This window comes from Mesorhizobium sp. M0816 (genome assembly GCF_040320005.1).
Classification (GTDB): domain Bacteria; phylum Pseudomonadota; class Alphaproteobacteria; order Rhizobiales; family Rhizobiaceae; genus Mesorhizobium.
The window spans coordinates 449357-469385 of sequence record NZ_JAMYOT010000001.1; the positions used below are offsets into that span (position 1 = coordinate 449357).

At 63.4% G+C, this 20029-nt stretch carries 21 protein-coding genes; 18 read left to right on the plus strand and 3 right to left on the minus strand.

Annotation, left to right across the window (positions count from 1 at the left end; genetic code table 11):
- Positions 1 to 252 precede the first annotated feature (252 nt).
- Positions 253 to 966 (plus strand): GntR family transcriptional regulator, encoded by a 714-nt coding sequence (locus NKI17_RS02110; protein ID WP_023676076.1) that lies wholly within the window; start codon positions 253 to 255, stop codon positions 964 to 966.
- A gap of 7 nt (positions 967 to 973) precedes the next feature.
- Here NKI17_RS02110 and NKI17_RS02115 read toward each other — a convergent pair whose 3' ends face one another.
- Positions 974 to 2071 (minus strand): lactonase family protein, encoded by a 1098-nt coding sequence (locus NKI17_RS02115; protein WP_352569302.1) that lies wholly within the window; start codon positions 2069 to 2071, stop codon positions 974 to 976.
- A 190-nt stretch (positions 2072 to 2261) separates the two neighbouring features.
- On the opposite strand from NKI17_RS02115, the gene NKI17_RS02120 reads away from it, so the two are divergent.
- The 9 genes from NKI17_RS02120 (at position 2262) to NKI17_RS02160 (ending at position 10425) form a co-directional block, all read left to right on the plus strand.
- Positions 2262 to 2813: a MaoC family dehydratase gene (locus NKI17_RS02120; protein ID WP_023676078.1), complete on the plus strand. Its 552-nt coding sequence runs from the start codon at positions 2262 to 2264 to the stop codon at positions 2811 to 2813.
- 3 nt (positions 2814 to 2816) lie between these two features.
- Positions 2817 to 3977 carry a CaiB/BaiF CoA transferase family protein gene (locus NKI17_RS02125; protein ID WP_352569300.1) on the plus strand — a complete coding sequence of 387 codons (1161 nt, stop codon included), beginning with the start codon at positions 2817 to 2819 and terminating at the stop codon, positions 3975 to 3977.
- A gap of 20 nt (positions 3978 to 3997) precedes the next feature.
- A complete protein-coding gene (locus tag NKI17_RS02130) occupies positions 3998 to 5140 on the plus strand; it encodes an extracellular solute-binding protein (RefSeq protein ID WP_352575676.1) in 1143 nt (380 codons plus the stop codon).
- Positions 5141 to 5160: 20 nt separating this feature from the next.
- The gene (locus NKI17_RS02135) at positions 5161 to 6348 is read left to right on the plus strand and encodes an ABC transporter substrate-binding protein (protein ID WP_352905337.1); all 1188 of its coding nucleotides are present in this window, start codon (positions 5161 to 5163) and stop codon (positions 6346 to 6348) included.
- Between the two features lie 57 nt (positions 6349 to 6405).
- Positions 6406 to 7143: an ATP-binding cassette domain-containing protein gene (locus NKI17_RS02140; protein ID WP_352905338.1), complete on the plus strand. Its 738-nt coding sequence runs from the start codon at positions 6406 to 6408 to the stop codon at positions 7141 to 7143.
- Entirely contained in the window at positions 7136 to 7879 is a 744-nt protein-coding gene (locus NKI17_RS02145) for an ATP-binding cassette domain-containing protein (RefSeq protein WP_352569293.1), read from the plus strand. Before NKI17_RS02140 ends, NKI17_RS02145 begins: the two co-directional genes overlap by 8 nt.
- The gene (locus NKI17_RS02150) at positions 7876 to 8826 is read left to right on the plus strand and encodes an ABC transporter permease (RefSeq protein WP_352569291.1); all 951 of its coding nucleotides are present in this window, start codon (positions 7876 to 7878) and stop codon (positions 8824 to 8826) included. The genes NKI17_RS02145 and NKI17_RS02150 overlap by 4 nt, the downstream gene beginning before the upstream one ends.
- Before the next feature lie 5 nt (positions 8827 to 8831).
- A complete protein-coding gene (locus NKI17_RS02155; protein WP_352905339.1) occupies positions 8832 to 9797 on the plus strand; it encodes an ABC transporter permease in 966 nt (321 codons plus the stop codon).
- A gap of 199 nt (positions 9798 to 9996) precedes the next feature.
- A complete protein-coding gene (locus NKI17_RS02160) occupies positions 9997 to 10425 on the plus strand; it encodes a hypothetical protein (protein WP_352905340.1) in 429 nt (142 codons plus the stop codon).
- A 131-nt stretch (positions 10426 to 10556) separates the two neighbouring features.
- On the opposite strand, the gene NKI17_RS02165 is transcribed toward NKI17_RS02160, so the two are convergent.
- Both NKI17_RS02165 and NKI17_RS02170 read right to left on the minus strand, forming a co-directional pair.
- Positions 10557 to 11393 (minus strand): amidohydrolase family protein, encoded by an 837-nt coding sequence (locus tag NKI17_RS02165; protein WP_352905341.1) that lies wholly within the window; start codon positions 11391 to 11393, stop codon positions 10557 to 10559.
- Between the two features lie 67 nt (positions 11394 to 11460).
- Positions 11461 to 12249 (minus strand): IclR family transcriptional regulator, encoded by a 789-nt coding sequence (locus tag NKI17_RS02170; protein WP_352621006.1) that lies wholly within the window; start codon positions 12247 to 12249, stop codon positions 11461 to 11463.
- 158 nt (positions 12250 to 12407) lie between these two features.
- On the opposite strand from NKI17_RS02170, the gene NKI17_RS02175 reads away from it, so the two are divergent.
- From NKI17_RS02175 to NKI17_RS02210, 8 genes are all read left to right on the plus strand, one after another.
- Positions 12408 to 13724: a type 2 periplasmic-binding domain-containing protein gene (locus NKI17_RS02175; protein WP_352905342.1), complete on the plus strand. Its 1317-nt coding sequence runs from the start codon at positions 12408 to 12410 to the stop codon at positions 13722 to 13724.
- Positions 13725 to 13866: 142 nt separating this feature from the next.
- Entirely contained in the window at positions 13867 to 14763 is an 897-nt protein-coding gene (locus tag NKI17_RS02180; RefSeq protein ID WP_352905343.1) for a carbohydrate ABC transporter permease, read from the plus strand.
- Between the two features lie 2 nt (positions 14764 to 14765).
- On the plus strand, positions 14766 to 15632 hold the full coding sequence (locus NKI17_RS02185; protein WP_352451567.1) for a carbohydrate ABC transporter permease: 867 nt from the start codon (positions 14766 to 14768) through the stop codon (positions 15630 to 15632).
- A gap of 1 nt (position 15633) precedes the next feature.
- Entirely contained in the window at positions 15634 to 16731 is a 1098-nt protein-coding gene (locus NKI17_RS02190; RefSeq protein WP_352905344.1) for an ABC transporter ATP-binding protein, read from the plus strand.
- 4 nt (positions 16732 to 16735) lie between these two features.
- Positions 16736 to 17848, plus strand: a complete 1113-nt coding sequence (locus NKI17_RS02195; protein ID WP_352905345.1) for a mandelate racemase/muconate lactonizing enzyme family protein — start codon at positions 16736 to 16738, stop codon at positions 17846 to 17848.
- Between the two features lie 9 nt (positions 17849 to 17857).
- Positions 17858 to 18187, plus strand: a complete 330-nt coding sequence (locus NKI17_RS02200; protein ID WP_023676093.1) for an L-rhamnose mutarotase — start codon at positions 17858 to 17860, stop codon at positions 18185 to 18187.
- Complete coding sequence (locus NKI17_RS02205; RefSeq protein WP_352905346.1) at positions 18180 to 19256, plus strand: Gfo/Idh/MocA family protein; 1077 nt, start codon at positions 18180 to 18182, stop codon at positions 19254 to 19256. Before NKI17_RS02200 ends, NKI17_RS02205 begins: the two co-directional genes overlap by 8 nt.
- Position 19257: 1 nt before the next feature.
- Positions 19258 to 19710: a MaoC/PaaZ C-terminal domain-containing protein gene (locus tag NKI17_RS02210; RefSeq protein WP_352569274.1), complete on the plus strand. Its 453-nt coding sequence runs from the start codon at positions 19258 to 19260 to the stop codon at positions 19708 to 19710.
- The last annotated feature ends 319 nt before the right edge of the window (positions 19711 to 20029 follow it).

Below are 20029 nucleotides of genomic sequence, written 5' to 3' on the forward strand. Positions count from 1 at the left end.
TCCCCTTTGGTCGGATTAGCCAAAGCATCATGCGTGCCAGTTGCGCGCCGCCGCACCAACCGACTGAATCCTCGAAGAAATCAGGGCCGCCTCTATATAGCTGCCGATACGTCGCCCTTGTGCAATGCACAAATTATAGGCGATTGCCGCCGATCTTCGCAAAGATCGTATGCAATCTTTTTCATCTCTGTATTCACTTTGTCTCTCGTCCAAGCGATGCGATTCAGGGTAGAAGAACGCAGGACCACTGCCATGAACATTGCCGACCAGACCTTCCCTGCTATCGAGGCCGCCAACGAGGATCGCGCGCAGGCGATCCGCGACCAGTTGCGCGACGCGATCGTCGATCGCCGGCTAGCGCCGGGAACAAAGCTATCCGAAGGCGAAGTCGGCACGCTGTTCGATGTCAGCCGCACCGTGGCGCGTGCGGCACTGCAGATGCTTTCCTTCGAGGGATTGGTGCGCACCGAGCGCAATCGCGGCGCCTTCGTCGCCAATCCGTCGCCGGAGGAAGCGCGGCAGGTTTTTGCTTCGCGCCGGCTCATCGAACCAGGCATCGCGATTGCCGCCGCCGGACGGATGACGCCGGCGCATGTCGCCGCGTTCAAGGCCCAGCTCGACGAAGAAGGCCGTTTCATCGCCGAACGCGGACCGAACGCAAGGCGATCGGAGATCAAGGCGTCGGGGGATTTTCACCTGCTTCTGGCGTCGGTCGCGGGAAACGTCATCCTGCAGCGCTTCATGGAGGAATTGGTCGCTCGTTCATCGCTGGTGATCGCACTCTATGGCCGCTCGGGCATCTCGAGCTGCGGCCACAACGAACACACGCAGATCCTCGAGGCGCTGGAAAATGGCAATGCCGAACGCGCCAGCGCGCTGATGCTGCACCACATCGACCATATCGAGGCCGACCTCGATTTGCGCGTCAGGAGCGGCCCGGCACTCAGGCAGGCGCTCGAGTTCTGAGATCGCGTCAACGCACGATCCTCACGCACATCGGTGTGCCAATCTCGATGGATCGGCCGGTGTCGGTCAGCCGGCCGGTTGCGGCATCACGGGCGAAAATCGAGATGCGGTCGGCATTCTGGTTGGCCGAGAACAGATGGCCGCCCGAGGGCGTCAGTGCCAGATTGCGCGGCGTGGCGCCGCCGCAAGGCGTATAGCCCACAAGGGCAAGCCTGCCGGTTTGCTGGTCGATCGAAAACACCACTATGCTGTCATGGCCGCGGTTGGAGCCGTAGAGAAAGCGGCCGTCAGGCGAGATCTGGATGTCGGCGCAGTGATTGCCGTCGCGCGCCTCGGGCGGCACGGCCGGCTTGCTGTCGATCACCGTAAGCTTGCCTGATGCTTCGTCCAGCGCCAGCGAGACAACCGTCGAATCCAGCTCGTTCATGACGAACACGAAGCGACCGCCCGGATGCAGTGCGAGATGGCGCGGACCCGCGCCTGGCGCAAGCGCCGACTCGGCGAGCTTCGTCAGGCTGCCGTCTGAGCCGATGCGATAGGACACCAGCCGGTCGATGCCGAGGTCAGCGACGATCGCCATGCCGCCGGCAACCGTCTCGGTTACGCTATGGGCATGCGGCCGCTCCTGGCGGGCAGGATCTGGTCCGGTCCCGCTATGGGCAACGCTCGACAACGGCGCTGTCAGGCCGCCATTCTCACCCAACCCATAGACCACGACCGAGCGATCGGGGCCGCCCTCGCCCATGCCGTAATTGGCGACCAGCAGCTTCGTCCGGTCGCGCGTGATGGCGTTGTGCGCCGTGATGCTGCCCAGCGTCGGCTGCTTGTTGATGTAGGACAGCGTGGCGGTCTGCCTGTCGAAACGGTAGGCCGAGACCACCCCTTCGCGCCAGGTGAACACTTCTGAGTTGGCATAGATGTGGGAGCCGTCCGGCGTCACCGACAGGAAGGTGGGATTGTCGATGTCTCCCGTCTCGGCCAGTTTCTTCGTCTGCAGCGTCCCTTCGTCGAAACTGTAGACACCCAGCCCGATGCCGCGCGCGCCCTGAAAATACGGGGCGTCGCGATTGAGGCTGCCGACGAAAACCAGACAGGCATTCTGCATCACTTCCTCCCTTGTTCCGCCGGCATTGGCCCCGACGGAGCAGGCAAAATTTCGCCTGTTCACGCTTGCAACACAACCCCATATGTGAAAATACTATTCACAAAAGAAGATTGACGGGAGGATCGATCATGCATTTCGCTGGTCTGCGGCGCGCCCTGATGGACGATTCCCGCTCCCAGAGGAAGTCGTCATGAGCGGTTTCGCGCCAACCGTGGGCGTGGCATCGACACACCCCGCCAACATGCCTAGGAATCACGCCGACCTTCCCGTCTGGAACGCGGAGAACTGGTTCTACGAAGACTGGCCGGTCGGCCAGAAGATCCGCTCGCTGCGCCGGACCATTGCCGAGGGCGACAGCCATCTCTTCAACACGCTGGTGCTCGACATCCATCCATACGTGCAGGACCAGATGTTCGCCGAGACGCAAGGCATTTTCGGCAAGCGGCTGGTGGCAGGGGCCTTCGTGTTCTCAGCCGGGCTCGGTCTCGTCGCCACCAATTGCATCAACGCCTTTTCGTATGGCTACGACAAATTGCGCTTCATCAAGCCGGTGTTCATAGGCGACACGATCTATTCGATCCGCTCCAACCTCGACAAGAAGCCAAAATACAAGGAAATGGGGCTGATCCGCGCCAGCTATGAAGTCTTCAAGGGTGAAGGCGAGCTCGTGCTTTATTGCGAGCACCTGCAGACGGTGAAGTACCGCAATCCGGCCGATTTCGCCGGCAAGACGGAGAAATAGGCAATGGCTGCCATTGCCGAACTGCCGCTGACCGGGCTCATCGTTGTCGATATGAGCCAGTTCTTGTCCGGGCCTTACTGCTCGCTGCGACTACTCGACCTCGGCGCTCGCGTCATCAAGATCGAACGGCCGGACGGCGGCGATCTGTCGCGCCGGCTCTATCTCAGCGACACCGAGATCGGCGGCGATTCCACCATTTTCCATGCGATCAACCGCGCCAAGGAAAGCCTTGCCATCGACTTAAAGGACGAGGCCGACCTTGCGGCGCTGCGCGGCCTGCTGGCCAAGGCCGACGTGCTGATCCAGAATTTCAGGCCCGGCGTCATCGAACGCCTGGGCTTCGATTACGAGGCGGTGCGCAAGATCAATCCGCGCCTGGTCTATGCCTCGATCAGCGGCTATGGCGAGGAAGGCCCGTGGGTCAAGCGGCCCGGGCAGGATCTGCTGGCGCAGGCCCGCTCCGGCGTGATGTGGCTGAACGGCGACGAGGACCAAGGGCCGGTGCCCTTCGGCCTGGCGATCGCCGACATGCTGGCGGGCTCCGCCGCCGCGCAAGGCATCCTCGCCGCACTGGTGCGGCGCGGCGTGACCGGCAAGGGCAGCCATGTCGAGACCAGCCTGCTCGAAGCGCTGGTCGACTTCCAGTTCGAGGTGCTGACCACGCATCTCAATGACGGGCGCCGGCTGCCGCGGCGGTCGAGCTTCCGCAGCGCGCACGCCTATCTCTCGGCGCCCTACGGCGTCTATCCGGCCAAGGGCGGCTATCTGGCGATCGCCATGACGCCGATCTCGAAACTCGCCGATCTCCTCGGGCTCGAGGAGCTTGCGCCCTATCGCGACCAGCCGTCGACCTGGTTCACCGCCCGCGACGAGATCAAGGCGATCATCGCGCAAAAGATCGCAACGAAGACGGTCGACGAATGGCTTGCCATTCTCGAGCCTGCCGACATCTGGTGCGCCAAGGTTTTGACCTGGCCGGAAATGATGGCCAGCGAAGGCTTCCAGGTCCTCGACATGCTGCAGACGGTGACGCGCGAGGATGATGTTTCGATCCTCACCACGCGCTCGCCGCTCAGGGTAGACGGCATCCGCGCGAAGGTCGAGCGGGCCGCGCCACGCATCGGCGAGCACAGCGCAAAAATCCGCGTGGAGTTCGGGCTGTGAGCGACGTCACGCTCAAAGGCATGACCTGGAGCCATCCGCGCGGCTATGACCCGATGGTCGCCTGTTCGAGACTGTGGAAGCAACAAACTGGCATCGCCGTTGAATGGGACAAGCGCTCGCTGCAGGATTTCGAATCCTTCCCGGTCGAGGAACTGGCCCGTGCCTACGACCTGATCGTCGTCGACCATCCGCATGTCGGCCAGATCACCGCCGAGAATTGCCTGGCGCCGCTCGATGTCGCCGGCCGGGAAGCCGAACGTGCAGCACTTGCGGCGGGCAGTGTCGGCCGGTCCTTTCCGAGCTACGACTGGCAAGGCCGGCAGTGGGCGTTTCCGATCGACGCGGCCAGCCAGGTGCAGGCATGGCGGCCCGACATGCTTTCGGCTGCGCCGGCGAGCTGGGCCGATGCCCTCGATCTGGCCCGGCAAGGCCACGTGCTGTTGCCGCTCAGGCCGCCGCATTCGCTGATGGTGTTCTACACGCTTGCCGGCAATCTCGGCCGGCCCGCCGGTGAAGGCCCTGGCGACCATGTGGATCCGGCAGCGGGCAAGCAGGTCTTCGAGATGATGCGCGAGATCGCAGCCCTCGTCGACCCGGCCTGTCTTGGCATGGATCCGATCGCGGTTCTGGAGCAAATGGCCGGATCCGGCTCGCGGATCGCCTGCGCGCCGCTGATCTATGGCTATGTCTCCTATGCCATCGCCGGGTTTCGACCCAACCGCCTGGCTTTCGCGGATATCCCGGCCGCTGGCAATGCCGGCCCGATCGGCTCGGCGCTCGGCGGCACCGGCATTGCCGTGTCGGCCTTTTCGAAGGCCAGGCAGGCGGCAATCGACTTCGCCTACTGGATCGCCAGCGGTGACGTGCAGCGCGGCCCTTACGCCTCGGCCGGCGGCCAGCCCGGCCATGCGGCAGCCTGGACGGATGCCGCCGTCAACGCCGCCGCCGGCAATTTCTACAAGGACACCCGGGCCACGCTCGAAGATGCCTGGGTGAGGCCGCGGCACGACGGCTACATGGCGTTCCAGCAGGCGGCGTCCGATCGCATCAATCTCGGCCAGAGCGAAAGGCACAATGCCGCTCGCGTCGTTGCCGATCTCAATCGCCTGTTTCGGGAGAGCCTTTCGACGCAGGTGTCCGGCGTTGCCGGCGGAGGAGCCTGAACAACCGAACGGAGGAGAACATGAACAGCCTGATCCGCGGCCTTTTGGCCGCAACCGCACTTGCATCGGTCACGACCATAGCCTGCGCTCAAGACGTTTCGGGCGTGATTGCTGGATTGCCGACCGAACTGAAGGCACAATATGACGGCGCGCCGCAAAAGGTGCTGCCGTCGGCCTGGGATAATTTCACGCCGCCGTCAAAGCCGTGGAAATGGTGCCACTCCGAGTCCTACCAGGGCAATCCGTGGCGCGTCACCGTGACCAAGGAGTTGAAGCGGCTGGTCGACGGCCTGATCGCCGACGGCACCGTGGCGAGCTTCGAGGTGTCGGATTCCAACAACGACGCCAGTCAGCAGATCAACCAGATCCGCGCCTTCATCGACAAGAAATGCTCGATCATCACCTCGATCCCCGGCTCGGCAACGGCGCTGGACGACGCCATCGATGCCGCAGCCAAAGCCGGCATCCCCTTCATCACGGCAGCTGGGTCTGTGACCAGCCCGAATGCGATCAACGTCGATTCCAACTATGCGCGCTGGGGCTACGACATGATGACCGCGATCGGCAAAGCAATGCCGGACGGCGGCAGCGTGCTTCTGGTCGAAGGCATTGCCGGTCACCCGATCGTCGTGCAGGAGCGCCAGGGTGCCGACAAGGCGCTGGCCGAAAATTCAAAGCTCAAGGTCTCGCGCACCGTCAACGGCAATTGGACGGCCAACGTCACCAAGACGGCGGTGCTGCAGGCAATCGCCACCAATCCGGCGCCGATCGATGCAGTGTGGACGACGGGCAGCGAAAGCCGCGTCGTCGCCGAGGCCTTTGCCGAGGCCGGCCGCCCTGCCCCGCTGATCACCGGCTCGATCACCGGCGATGCGCTCGGCTACTGGAAGGCCAATCCCGACAAATACCGCTTCGAAGGCCATGCGGTTCTGCCGCACTGGACGGCCGAGACGCTGTTTCGTGTCGGTGCGCGTATGCTCGAGGGCCAGAAGCCCAGGCTCAACACGCTGCTGATCCCGATTCCGCCGGTGCACAATGCCGACCTCGGCGCCTGGTACAAGGACTGCATGACGCCGGACGCCGTCTCGATCTTCCCGGTCCCGCCGAAGGATCCGATGCCGGAGGAATGGCTCGATGCCTATTTCGCCAATCCGGCACCGACCAAGGGCTGGGACTATTCGAAGGTGCCGGACGCCTGCGCCAAGTAGCATTTATGAGGGCCGGCTCCGCACCAGCGGTGCCGGCTTTCTCCATCAGGATTGCTCATGCTGGAAGTCCAGGCCATCTCGAAACGCTACGGCGAAACGATTGCGCTGGCCAATGCCTCCATCGCATTCCGCGCCGGCACGATCCACACCATCCTGGGCGAGAACGGTTCGGGCAAGAGCACCCTGGTCAAGCTGCTGTCGGGGATCGTGCAGCAGGACAGCGGCGCGATCCTGCTCGACGGAGCGCCCTTTACCGGCCTCTCGCCGGCGGCGTTCCAGACCGCCGGGTTGGCCACCGTGTTCCAGGAAGTGCTGATCGCGCCTGACCGTTCGGTGACGGACAACATCCTGCTCGGCCTCGACGGCCTGCTGATGCGCACCGTGCCGCGCGCCGAGCGGCGGCAACGCGCGCAAGCGGTGCTGAAGCGCTTTGCGGTGACCGAGATCCCGCTCGACCAGTTGGCCGGGCAATTGCCGCTTGCGGTTCAGCAATTGGTAGTGCTCGCCCGCGCTGTGGTCCGCAGCCCGCGCATTCTCATCCTTGACGAGGTTACGGCTGCGCTCGACTTTGCCGATCGCGAGGCGGTCTTTGCCATGATGCGCAAGCTTGCTTCGGAAGGCTGCCTGATCCTGTTCATCACCCATCGCATGGACGAGGTGATGTCGCTTTCGGACCGGATTTCCGTGCTGCGCGGCGGCAGCGTGGTCACGACTGAGGAACGCGGCACGTCCACCGCATCCGAACTTCTCAAGGCAATGGCGCCACGCACGGCGGCGGAGCTGGCGCATGGCTGATCGCGCCAGCCTTTCGGTGCGCGGCCTGGTGATCGCGCCGGGCGCAAGCCCCATGACGCAAACCATTGGGCCGGGCGAGATCGTCGGCCTTGCCGGCCTCGACGGCCACGGACAGGAGCGGTTCCTGAAAGTGCTGGCCGGCCTGGAACGCCCGGCCGGCGGCGAGGTGACCGTCGAGGCGCCAACCGGAGCGCGCGCGATCACCAATTTCCGCAAGGCGGTCGCCGGCGGCATCGCCTATTTGCCGCGCGACCGGCGCACCACCGGCATTTTTCCGACCCAATCGGTGCTCGACAATTTTGCCGTCTCGACGCTGTCGCGCGATATGCGTTTCGGTCTGCTCAGCTTCGCCGCGCGGCGGCAGCGCTATGAGAGCTACCGGGACAGACTGTCGATCATCGCGCCACGGCCGGACGCCCCGATCACCACGCTTTCCGGCGGCAACCAGCAGAAGGTGCTGCTGGCCCGCGCATTGGCGCTGGAACCGGCGATCCTGCTCCTCAATGATCCGACGCGCGGTGTCGACGTGGCGACGCGCCATGTCCTCTACGATGTGTTTCGTGGACTGGCGGCGGACGGCATGGCTCTGGTCATCCTGTCGAGCGAGATCGAGGAGATCCTCCTGCTTTGCCATCGCGTGCTGGTGTTCCGCGAACAGCAGGTGGCGGCTGAAATCACCGGAGACGCGATGAAAAGCGATACGGTGATCGCCGCCATGTTCGGGCGCGCCGCATGAGCGGGTTGCGGCGCATGGCGGCGCGATGGCGCGGCGCTGGCTTTGCGGCAGTGCTGCTGGTCATCCTGATCGCGGTCAATCTGCTGCTCAATCCGGCGCGCTTCCATCCTGCCGCCTGGGGCGCGCTGATCGGGCTCGCCGCGCCGCTGATCGGCGCAGCGGTCGCCTCGGCTCCGGTGATCCTCGCCGGGCGCGGCGGCATCGACATTTCCGTCGGGCCATTGATGGGCTTCGTCAATGCGATGGTGATCCAGCTGCTGTTTCTCAGGCTCGGCATGTCTTCGCCGCTGGTCATCGTGCCGGCGGCGCTTCTGATCGGCGCGATCGTCGGCGCCGCCAACGGCTTTCTGGCGACCATCGTCCGCATCCAGCCGATCGTCGCAACGCTCGGCACCTATCTGATCCTCACCGGCATGACGCTGACCATCCTGCCGGCGCCGATCGGCCCGGCGCCGGGCTGGCTGAAGGCAATGGCCGGACCCTGGTCGGCGCTGCCGCTGGCGCTGATCTTGCTGTTCTGGTGGCTGGTGCGGCAGACGCCTTATTACGACCAGCTGATGGCGGTGGGCAGCGACGATCGCGCCGCCTACACGGCCGGCGTTCAGGTCACCAAAGTGCGTTTCATCGCCTATGTCATGACCGGCATACTTGCCGCCTGCGCCGGCCTGATGCTGACCGCGCTGATCGGTTCGGCCGACCCCAATATCGGGCCAACCTACACGCTGATCGCGATTGCCGCGGTGGCGCTCGGCGGCGTCAGCCTTGCCGGCGGGCGCGGCGGGCTCGCCGGCGCCGCCATCGGCGCTGTCGACATCTTCCTGCTGCAGAGCGTGCTGACCGCCTTCAACGTCTCCACCTATGTGCTGCAGATCGCCTATGGCGCGATCCTGGTTGTGGCCGTCATCATGACGGCGCTGCAGGAGCGGCTCTCGGCACGGAAAGGCTGAGAAGCATGAGCCAGACCTGGCTCCAATCCACCAATGCCCGCGTCGCCGGTGCCTTTGCGGTCGCTGTCGCCTTGCATCTCCTTGGCACCTTGCTCATCCCGGGCTACTCCCAGCCGTTCGCCATCCGGGCGCTGCTGGTGATCGCCTCGCTGCTGGCGGTGGCATCGATCGGCCAGACCCTCGTCGTCATCCTCGGCGGTATCGATCTGTCGATCCCGTTCATCATCGGCTTTGCCAATGTCGTTGCCGCACAGCTCTACGGCGGCGGCTGGAATTTTGCCCTTGTCTGCACAGTCGTCGTCGTGCTCGCCATACTGATCGGGGCGCTGAACGGCCTGATCTCGCGTGGGCTCGATATCCACCCGCTGATCGTCACGCTCGGCACTGGCATGATCGTGCAAGGTGCCGTCCTGTTGTGGACCGGTGGCTTTCCATCCGGATCGGCGCCTGCCGCGGTTTCCGCCTTCGTTTCGATCGGCGGTTCGGTCGGACCGCTGCCGGTGCCGGGGCTGGTGCCATGCGTCGCGGTGCTGACCTTGCTGGTGGCGCTGGTGCTGGCGCGCACGCCATACGGCCGCCGTCTCTACGCCCTCGGCAGCAATCCAGGTGCTGCGCCGCTGGCACTGATCGATCCGGTCCGCATGTGGACCGTGACCTATGCCGCGAGCGCCTTCTTCGCCGCCGCGGCCGGCGTGCTGCTGCTCGGCTTCACCGGTTCGGCCTATGGCGATGTCGGCCAGCCCTATCTGTTCCAGACGATCGCGGCAGTGGTGGTCGGCGGCGCCGCCCTTGTCGGCGGCCGCGGCAGCTATTTCGGCACCATTGCCGGCGTGCTGGTGCTGACGGAGATCAACACGCTGCTGATCGGCCTCGGCTTCCGGCCCTCGACCGTGCAGGCGGCACTTGGCCTGGTCATCGTGCTCCTGGTTTCGCTCTACGGTCGCGAGCGGCACGTGTCGACGACAATCTAATTCACGTCGCGCAAAAGCATGCCCTCGGGCGTGAACCGAGGCTGCGCAACGGTTTTGCGCTAACGACATGCATAAAAACAAGAAACTTGAAGCGCCTCCCATGAATCCGTTCAATCAGGCGGCTGCCCGCCCCTTTCGCCTGAAACTCAGCAAAGGCGGACATTGGCGCTAGACTTTCCACGCGGTATGGTGCTCTCCAATGCGATATGAACAGGTGCATGCAATTTGGGATTTTTACGACGGGGTTCGGACCGGCGTAGCTGATTTGGATGGCGCTCCCCACTATTTCGCTTGTCAGTTTGACGAAGGCGCGGACGACTACTCTGACAATTTCAAGCTCTATCCCATTGGGCCTGAGTTCATGCGACGCGCAATGCGCAATTGGGACATCTATCGGGCTTGGGAGCGCAAATTTCATAGCGGCGACGCTGAACTTGAGACCCATCCGGGCCACGGCGGCGACGCTGAATACGACGAGCTGCAGTTCTGGCTCGACGAACAGATAGCGCGACTTCAGGAACTGCCGACCCTTTATGGGGCAAGGTTCCGCGCATTACCCGGTCAAGATGGTCTTCCCGGCGGAATGCTCCGCGAGCTTGAAGTCGCATGGTCGCCTTCGCCTGCTTAGCGTACCGACCAGCCGCCGCCTCGCAAAGCCGAGGGTCCGGTTCTGGAAATTCCTAGCTGACCGACCTACGACCGAAATGGTCGAACTCGGCCGTTCGGAGTGATTGAGTTTTGACCCTAAAGTAAGCCGGCTTACAAACGCCACAGCCGCTTGGCGTTGCCGGACAGCAGTTGTTGCCGTTCATCGGTGCTGGTGCCGGCAAGCAACGCATGCGTTGCCGCAATCCAGGTCGCAAGCCCGCCGCCAAGCGTGCAGACCGGCCAGTCGCTGCCCCAGACGACCCGGTCCCAGCCGAAGCATTCGATGGTGTGCTCGACATAGGGAAGCAGCGTTTCGACAGTCCAGGATCCGGCATCCGCATAGGCGACCACACCGGAAATTTTGCCGACGACGTTCGGGCGCCGCGCGATCTCCGCCATGTGCTCGCGCCAGGGGTGCTCGGCGCCACCCTTGATGTCGGGCACGCCGCAATGGTCGAGCACGAACTGCACGTCCGGCGCGAGGTCGGTGAGTGCAATCGCCTTGGGGATCTGGTGCGGCAGAACGACAAGGTCGAAGGTCAGGCCGCTGCCGGCAAGCCGCTTGATGTTTTCACGAAACAGCGCGCCCTCCGAAAGCTCGTCCGGCATGACGTGCAGCACGCGGCGAAAGCCCTTGACGAAAGGATCGGCGCGCTGGCGCTCGAGATAGGCGGCAAAGCCGGGCTCTTCCGGACGGCAGGAGGCAATTGCCCCCCGCAGCAAGCTGGCCTTCTCCCGCGACAGCGCTTTGACACGGCCGGTTTCGGCCTCGATGTCGGCAGGATCGACATCGACCTCCATATGCAATGCGCCCTCGATGCCGGCGCGGCGGGCCTGGACTGCATATTCGTCGTAGGAGAAATCGCGGTTGAGTGCCGGCACGCCGGCCAGCCAGGGATAGCGCAGCGCGGACTGATCGATCAGGTGCAGATGGGTGTCGAAGATCATGGCGGCGCGCTCCTCCTTGGCGACTTCGAGATCATCTCACGGAGAAATTCTTCATTCAAATAAGAATTCATCGCGATTGCTTGACGGTCGATCCCGCCAGTTGCGACAGCTTTTCGGTCGCTGCCAGCAGCAGCTCAATCGTCCTCGTAATGTCGGGCGCCTTGGGTGCGTTGACCAGGGTTATGTAGGGAATCGACAGCGCGGCGATCGCCCTGCCGTCCGAACCAAGAACCGGTGTCGACAGGTTGAAGACACCGGCGGTCTGCATCGATGCCATCATCTCGTAGCCGCGTTCCCGGATCTGGTCGAGGCGGGCAAAGAACTCCGGCGATTGCGGTGGCTTGTCGGTGCTGCGCAGATGTTCTGAGATCATCATCTGCCGCTCCTCCGGCGGGCGGAACGCCAGCAACACATGGCCGGAGCCGGTGTCGAACAGGCTGATATGCGAGCCGACGCGGATGGAGATGCCCCAGTAATCCGGCGCTTCCTGCTGGGCAATCACCACAGCGGAGCCGCGATCGAAAACGACGAGCTGGTTTGCCTGCTGCGAGGTTTCTGCCAGCTCGCGCATTAGCGGCGTCGCATAGGAAACCAGCCGTCGCACCGGCGCGTGCAGCTGCGCCAGACCAAACAGCTTGAGCGTCAGCGAGTAACGGTCGCCATCCGGCCGCGTGACGTAGCCGCGCCGCACCAGCCGGTCCAGCATGCGGTAGAACTCGTTCGGACTGCGGTCGAGCTTCTTGGCGATTTCCGCCTGCGTCAGGCCGCCATCGACGCCGGCCAGCAGCTCGAGGATGTCGAGCCCCTTGTCCAGCGCCGGGGCTCGATAGCGGTCGTCTTCCTCGTCCTCTGCCATTCCGCTTCTCCAGTGAATTGCACTTTTCATATACGCATAACGGTATGTTTCCGAAAGAACTTTCGGCTTGACGATCCTATAAATGTTTTGTTTGTATATGAATGAAGCTGCCGATCCGCCCTCGCTATGGATCGACGCGGACTTTTGGGAGGATACCAATGACGAAACTGTTTTGCGGCCTGTCGGCCGGCGTAACGCTGCTCGCACTGGGTGCGAGTGCTCTTGCTGCCGACCTGCCCGGCAAATTCGACGGCGTCACCATCGACGCCAAGCTGATCGGCGGCCAGCAATATGAAGGGCTGTACGCGCGCATCGGCGAATGGGAAAAACTGACTGGCGCCAAGGTCAACGTGATCTCGAAGAAAAATCACTTCGAGCTCGACAAGGAAATCAAATCGGACATCGCCTCCGGCAGCATCAACTGGTGCATCGGGTCGAACCACTCGTCCTTCGCGCCGCAATATCCTGATATCTACACCGACCTCTACAAGCTGCTGCCGAAGGAGGAGATCGACGCCTTCGTGCCGTCGACGATCAAGGCCTCGACGCTCGACGGCAAGCTGGTGATGCTGCCGCGCGCGCAGTTCGACGTGTCGGCGCTCTATTACCAGAAGAGCCTCTACCAGGACGAAGCCAAGAAGGCCGCCTACAAGGCCAAATACGGCAAGGAACTGACACCGCCCGACACCTGGGACGAGGTCGCCCAGCAGGCGGAATTCTTCGCCAGCCCGCCCGATTTCTACGGTACCCAGTTCGCCGGCAAGGAAGAGGCGATCAACGGCCGCTTTTACGAGATGCTCATCGCCGACGGCGGCGAATACCTCGACAAGGATGGCAAGCCGGCCTTCAACTCGGAAGCCGGCGTGCACGCGCTCGACTGGTTCGTCAATCTCTACAAGGCCAAGGCGGTGCCGGCCGGCACCACCAACTATCTGTGGGACGATCTCGGCCAGGGCTTTGCCTCGGGCACCGTCGCCATCAACCTCGACTGGCCGGGCTGGGCAGGCTTCTTCAACGATCCGAAGTCGTCGAAGGTCGCCGGCAATGTCGGCGTGAAGGTGGCGCCGAAGGGATCGGCCGGCATTCGCACCGGCTGGTCGGGGCACCACGGATTTTCGGTCACCGAAAACTGCGCCAGCAAGGAAGCCGCGGCGTCGCTGGTCTGGTTCCTGACCAATGAGGACAGCCAGAAGCTCGAGGCGGCAAGCGGCCCACTGCCGACCCGCACGGCGGTGTGGGACTGGGACATCCAGCAGGCGGCCAACGATCCTTACAAGAAGGAAGTGCTGGCGGCTTTCCAGGAAGAGGCAAAGCACGCTTTTGCCGTGCCGCAGACACCTGAATGGATCGAAATCTCCAACGCCGTTTATCCCGAATTGCAGGCCGCCATCCTTGGCGACAAGACCTCCAAGCAGGCGCTGGACGACGCTGCCGCCAAGGCCACCCAGATCCTCGAGGACGCCGGCAAGCTTTGACCATTCTCCCAAGGGGGCGCCGCGCTCATCGAAGAGCGGCGCCCCCGAACTTTTTGCGAACCATGCGCAACACGCTTTGTCTTGATCCCAGCTCGCCGATGGCGGCCTTCGGTGTCCGGGCACCAACCAGAACCGGATCGCCATGAAAGGCTGGAGACCTTCGCCGCCATTGCTGCTCCTGCTGCCGGCGGTGATCGTTCTGGCGGCGGTGGTGGTGGTGCCGCTGCTGCTTTCGCTCTATTCCAGCTTCACGCCGTTCCGGCTGACCAGGCCGGAGACGTTCTGGGTCTTCATCGGCGCGCGCAACTACGTCACCATCTTGACCAGCCGCGCTTTCTGGGTCGCCTTTGCCCGCACCGTGGTGCTGCTGACCGTCGCACTCAACCTGGAAATGCTGATCGGGCTCGGGCTGGCCCTGCTGGTGGAGAAGGCATCGCGCGGCCAGCGGATCCTGCGCACCATCATGATGTTTCCGATGATGTTTTCGCCGATCCTCGTCGGCTTCCAATTCAAATTCATGTTCAATGACAATATCGGCCTGGTGAACAACGCCCTGCAGGGGCTCGGCCTGACCGATCGCGCCATCCCGTGGCTGATCGACGGCAATCTCGCCTTCATCGCCATCCTGATCGCCGAGATCTGGTCGTCGACCTCGGTGTTCGCGATCCTGATCCTGGCCGGGCTGCTGGCGATGCCGCGCCAACCGGTCGAGGCGGCCCGCGTCGACGGCTGCACGCCGTGGCAGACATTCCGCTATGTCACCTGGCCGTTCATCATGCCGTTTGCCTTTATCGCCATGACCATCCGCTCACTCGACGTTGCGCGCGCCTATGACATCGTAAAGATCATGACCGACGGCGGCCCCGCCGGCCGCACCGAACTGGTCTGGACGCTGGTCGCCCGCACCGCCTACAGCGATGCCAGGATGGGAATGGCCAATGCCATGGCCTATTTCTCGATCCTGCTGTCGATCCTGTTCACCGTCTATTTCTACCGCAAGCTCGCCGCAGCGCGCACGCAGATCGCGGCGGAGTGGTGAGGATGGACCAGAACAGCCTGCATCGCGTCGGCAACAAAGCGCTCGGAATCGTTCACGGCATCGGACTGTTCCTGGCCATGCTGGTCATCTGCCTGCCCGGCATCTGGATCGTGCTGTCGTCGCTGCGGCCGACCGTCGAAATCATGGCCAAGCCGCCGGTGTGGATCCCGCAGCAACTCTCGCTCGACGCCTACATCGCCATGTTCAGCGGCGTCGGCCAGGGCGGCATTCCGGTGCTCGACTACTTCCGCAATTCGCTGATCATCTCGGTGACCTCGACGGTGATCGCCATCGTCATCGGCATGGCCGGCGGCTACGCCTTTGCGCGCTACCGCTTTCGCGCCAAGTCGGCGATGTTCCTCGGCCTGATGCTGACGCGCACGGTGCCCGGCATCGCGCTGTCGCTGCCGCTGTTCTTCGTCTTTGCGCGGCTCGGCATCATCGACACGCATTTCGGGCTGATCCTGGTCTATGTCGCGCTCAACGTGCCGTTCACCGTCTGGCTGATCGACGGCTTTTTCCGCCAGGTGCCGAAAGATCTCGCGGAAGCCGCGCAGATCGACGGCTGCACGCGCTGGCAGGCCTTCTGGCAGGTCGAGTTTCCGTTGGCCGGACCGGGCATCGCCTCGGCCGGCATCTTTGCCTTCCTCACCTCCTGGAACGAGTTCGCGCTGGCTTCGCAGCTGACGCGCTCGATCAACTCCAAGACCCTGCCGGTCGGCCTGCTCGACTATACAGCCGAATTCACCATCGACTGGCGCGGCATGTGCGCGCTCGCCGTGGTCATGGTCATACCGGCGCTCACGCTTACCTTCATCGTCCAGAAACACCTCGTCGGCGGCCTCACTTCCGGCGCGGTGAAAGGCTGACATGGCAACTGTATCGCTCAAGAACCTCACCAAAAGCTACGGCCCGGTGGCGGTGGTGCACGGCATCGATCTAGAGGTCGCCGACCGCGAGTTCATCGCGCTGGTCGGGCCGTCCGGCTGCGGCAAGTCGACAACCCTGCGCATGATCGCCGGCCTCGAGGCGATCAGCGACGGGATCATCGAGATCGGCGGCCGCATGGTCAACGACCTGCCGCCGCGCTCGCGCAATATCTCGATGGTGTTCCAGTCCTATGCGCTGTACCCGCATATGACGGTGCGCGAAAACCTCGGCTTCTCGCTGAAGATCGCGGGCGCCGCGAAAGAAGAAATGGATCGCCGCGTCGCCGAAGCGTCCGGCATTCTCGGCCTCGACCAATTGCTCGACCGCCGGCCGTCGCAGCTGTCCGGCGGACAGCGCCAGCGCGTCGCCATGGGCCGCGCCATCGTGCGCGATCCCGACGTCTTCCTGTTCGACGAGCCGCTTTCCAATCTCGACGCCAAGCTTCGGACGCAGATGCGCACCGAGATCAAGAAGCTGCACGCCAAGGTCAAGTCGACAGTGATCTACGTCACCCATGACCAGGTCGAAGCGATGACATTGGCGGACCGTATCGTCATCATGCGTGACGGTTTCATCGAGCAGGTCGGCACACCCGACGAGGTCTTCCGACGGCCGCAGACACGCTTCGTCGCCGGCTTCATCGGCTCGCCGCCGATGAATCTGCATGAGGCGGTTGTCGACGACGGACAGTTGCTGTTCGCCAGTGGCGAGAGGCTGCCTTTGCCCAGCCAGTTCAAGGCCAATATCGAGGCCGGCGACAAAGTCGTGTTCGGCCTCAGGCCCGACGACATCTATCCGACCGGGCATGGCATCAGCTCCGGCGAAGACGTCGACGTCCACCAGCTGGAGTTGCCGGTGACCGTCACCGAGCCGCTCGGCAACGAGACGCTGGTGTTCGCCGAATTCAACGGCAGCGACTGGGTATCGCGGATGCTCAATCCAAAGCCGCTGAAAGCCGGCGACCGGGTCAAGATGAGCCTGGACCTGTCGCAGGCCCATCTGTTTTCCGCCGAAACAGGCAGGACATTGCGAGGTTAAAATCATGGCAAAGATCGAGAAAATCGAACTGCGGATGGTCGACCTGGTGCCGAAGGTCAAGCGCACCGATGCCATCCAGAGTTTTGTCAGCCAGGAAACACCGATCGTCACCATCACCGACGCCGACGGCGCGGTCGGCACCGGCTACAGCTACACGATCGGCACCGGCGGCTCCTCGGTGATGCGGCTGCTGGCCGACCACCTTGCGCCGCGGCTGATCGGCCGCGACGCCGACATGATCGAGGCGATCTGGCACGAGCTGGAGTTCGCCACCCATGCCACGACGATCGGCGCGATCACGGCAATCGCGCTGGCGGCCATCGACACTGCGCTTTGGGATCTGCGGGCGAGGAAGCAAAATCTGCCGCTGTGGAAGCTTGCCGGCGGCGCCAAGGACCGCTGCCCGCTCTACACGACCGAAGGCGGCTGGCTGCATATCGAAACCGAGGCGCTGGTCGCGGATGCGCTGGCCGCCAAGGGCAAGGGCTTTCGCGGCTCGAAGGTCAAGATCGGCAAGCCGCACGGCTCCGAGGATCTTGCCCGGCTGACGGCGGTGCGCCGGGCGGTTGGAGACTCCTACGAGATGATGACCGACTGCAACCAGGGCTTTTCTGTCGACGAGGCGATCCGCCGGGCCGAGCGGCTGCGTGAGCTCGACCTCGCCTGGATCGAGGAGCCATTGCCGGCCGACGACATTGACGGCCATATCCGCCTGTCGAATGCGACGTCGACGCCGATCGCCGTCGGCGAGTCGCTCTACTCGATCCGGCATTTCCGCGAATATATGCAGAAGGGCGCGTGCTCGATCGTGCAGGTCGATGTCGGCCGCATCGGCGGCATCACGCCGTGGCTGAAGGTGGCGCATGCAGCCGAGGCGTTCGACATACCGGTCTGCCCGCATTTCCTGATGGAATTGCATGTCAGCCTGACATGCGCCGTTCAGAACGGCAGATATGTCGAGTATATTCCCCAGCTCGACGAGCTGACCGGCAAGAAAATGCGTATCGAGGACGGGCACGCGCTGGCGCCGGACGAACCCGGCATCGGCATCGACTGGGACTGGGATGCGATCAAGGCGAAGAGCATCGCGGAATTCACCATGGCGATAGAAAAATAGGAGGCGGACATGCAGCGAATGGGAATGGTGCTCGGCCTCAAGCCGGAGAAAGTCGCCGAGTATGTGCGGCTTCACGCCGCCGTGTGGCCGGACGTCCTCAAGATGATTTCCGCCTGCAACATCAAGAATTATTCGATCTATCTGAGGGAGCCGGAGCACCTTTTGTTCAGCACCTTCGAGTACCACGGCACCGACTATGCCGCCGACATGGCGAAGATGGCCGCCGATCCCACGACGCAGGAATGGTGGGCGCTCTGCATGCCGTGCCAGGAGCCGCTGCCGACCCGCAAGGAGGGCGAGTGGTGGGCGTCGATGGACGAAGTCTTCCATTATGACTGATGACATTTTCGATCCTGCCTCGCTCTCCCAGGCCTGGGCACAGCCGTCAAAGCCCAGGCCGATCGTGATTTTCGGCGCCGGCTCGATCGTCGGCGATGCGCATTTCCCGGCCTATGGGAACGCCGGTTTCCCGGTTGCCGGGCTTTTCGACCCCGACCTGGCCAAGGCGGAAAAACTGGCGCAGAGATGGGGCGTCACCGCTTACCGGTCGGTCGAGGAAGCTGCGTCAATCAAGGACGCCGTCTTCGATCTGGCGACACCGCCGGCCTATCATGCCGGCGTGCTCAGGGCGCTGCCCGATGGTGCGGTGGCGCTGATCCAGAAGCCGATGGGCAGCAATCTCGCCGAGGCGACCCAGATCCTTGAAATCTGCCGCTCCAAAGATCTGAAGGCGGCGGTGAATTTCCAGCTGCGCTTCGCGCCGATGATGCTGGCGCTCAGGGATGCGATCGCCAAGGGCTGGCTGGGCGAAGTGGTCGATTTCGACGCATGGCTGGCGCTGGCGACACCCTGGCAGCTCTGGGAATTCCTGTTGCAGGCGCCGCGCGTCGAGATCGCCATGCATTCGATCCATTATCTCGACCTGATCCGGCAATTGCTCGGCGACCCCAAGGGGGTTCACGCCAAGACGCTCGGCCATCCCGGCCACAAGGTTGCGCAAACGCGCACCAGCGCGATCCTCGACTATGGCGACACCGTGCGCTGTGCACTGTCGATCAACCACGATCACAAATTCGGTCGAAAACACCAGGCCTGCGAATTCCGCATCTGCGGTACCGAGGGCGCCGCTTACCTCAAATTAGGCGTCAACCTCGACTATCCGTGCGGCGAGCCGGACATTCTCGAAATCTACCCCAAAGGCGGCACGGACTGGATTGCGGTTCCACTCGTCGGCGCATGGTTTCCGGACGCCTTTGCCAGCCGCATGGCCAATGTCCAGCGCTACGCGTCGGGCGAGGACGCCGAGCTTGTCAGTTCCGTCGAGGACGGCTGGAACACCATGGCGCTGGTCGAAGCCGCCTACCGATCGAGCGCGGCGCCGGCAACACCGATCGCGGCGAGGCCCTGACATGGAGCAGACTGTCTATTTCGAGGACTACCGGATCGGCTCGTCGCGCATGACCAGCGGGCGCACCATCACCGAGACCGATTTCGTCGTCCATGCCGGCCATACCGGTGATTTCTTTCCCCACCACATGGACGCCGAGTTCATGAAGACGACGCCGTTCGGCCAGCGCATCGCCCACGGCACGCTGGTGTTTTCGGTCGGCGTCGGGCTGACGGCCAGCGTCGTCAACCCGGTTGCCTTCTCCTATGGCTACGACCGGCTGCGCTTCATCAAGCCGGTGTTCATTGGCGATACGATCAGGACCCGCACCACCATCTCGGCCAAGGAAGACGACCCGAAGCGACCCGATTCAGGCCGGGTCGTCGAGCGCTGCGAGGTGATCAATCAGCATGGCGACGTGGTGCTGGTCGCCGATCACATCTACATCGTCGAGCGTCGCGACAAGCCGAGTTGAGCCTCGACGGATGGCGCTGAAACCTAAAGACAAAAAAACCGCCTTGCGGCGGGTCCTCAGTGCGAATCAGCACCGTATGCAAATTAGTAGCATAGCTGCCGGCACAAAGCAAGAACAAAATGTGGCAAACCGGACAACCGCGACAGGTTGCGCTGCCCCTTATCGCCCTGCGAACGCCGACTTGCAGGACTTGGGTTCCTCGCCCCCGCGGAGCGGCTAGGGCATATACACATCTCGCAGAGCCCATCCATCGGCACAGGCACGGAAGTAGGCCAGGCCGTTGTAGAAGGTGATTGGTCCCGGTGGTCTGGAGGAAGCA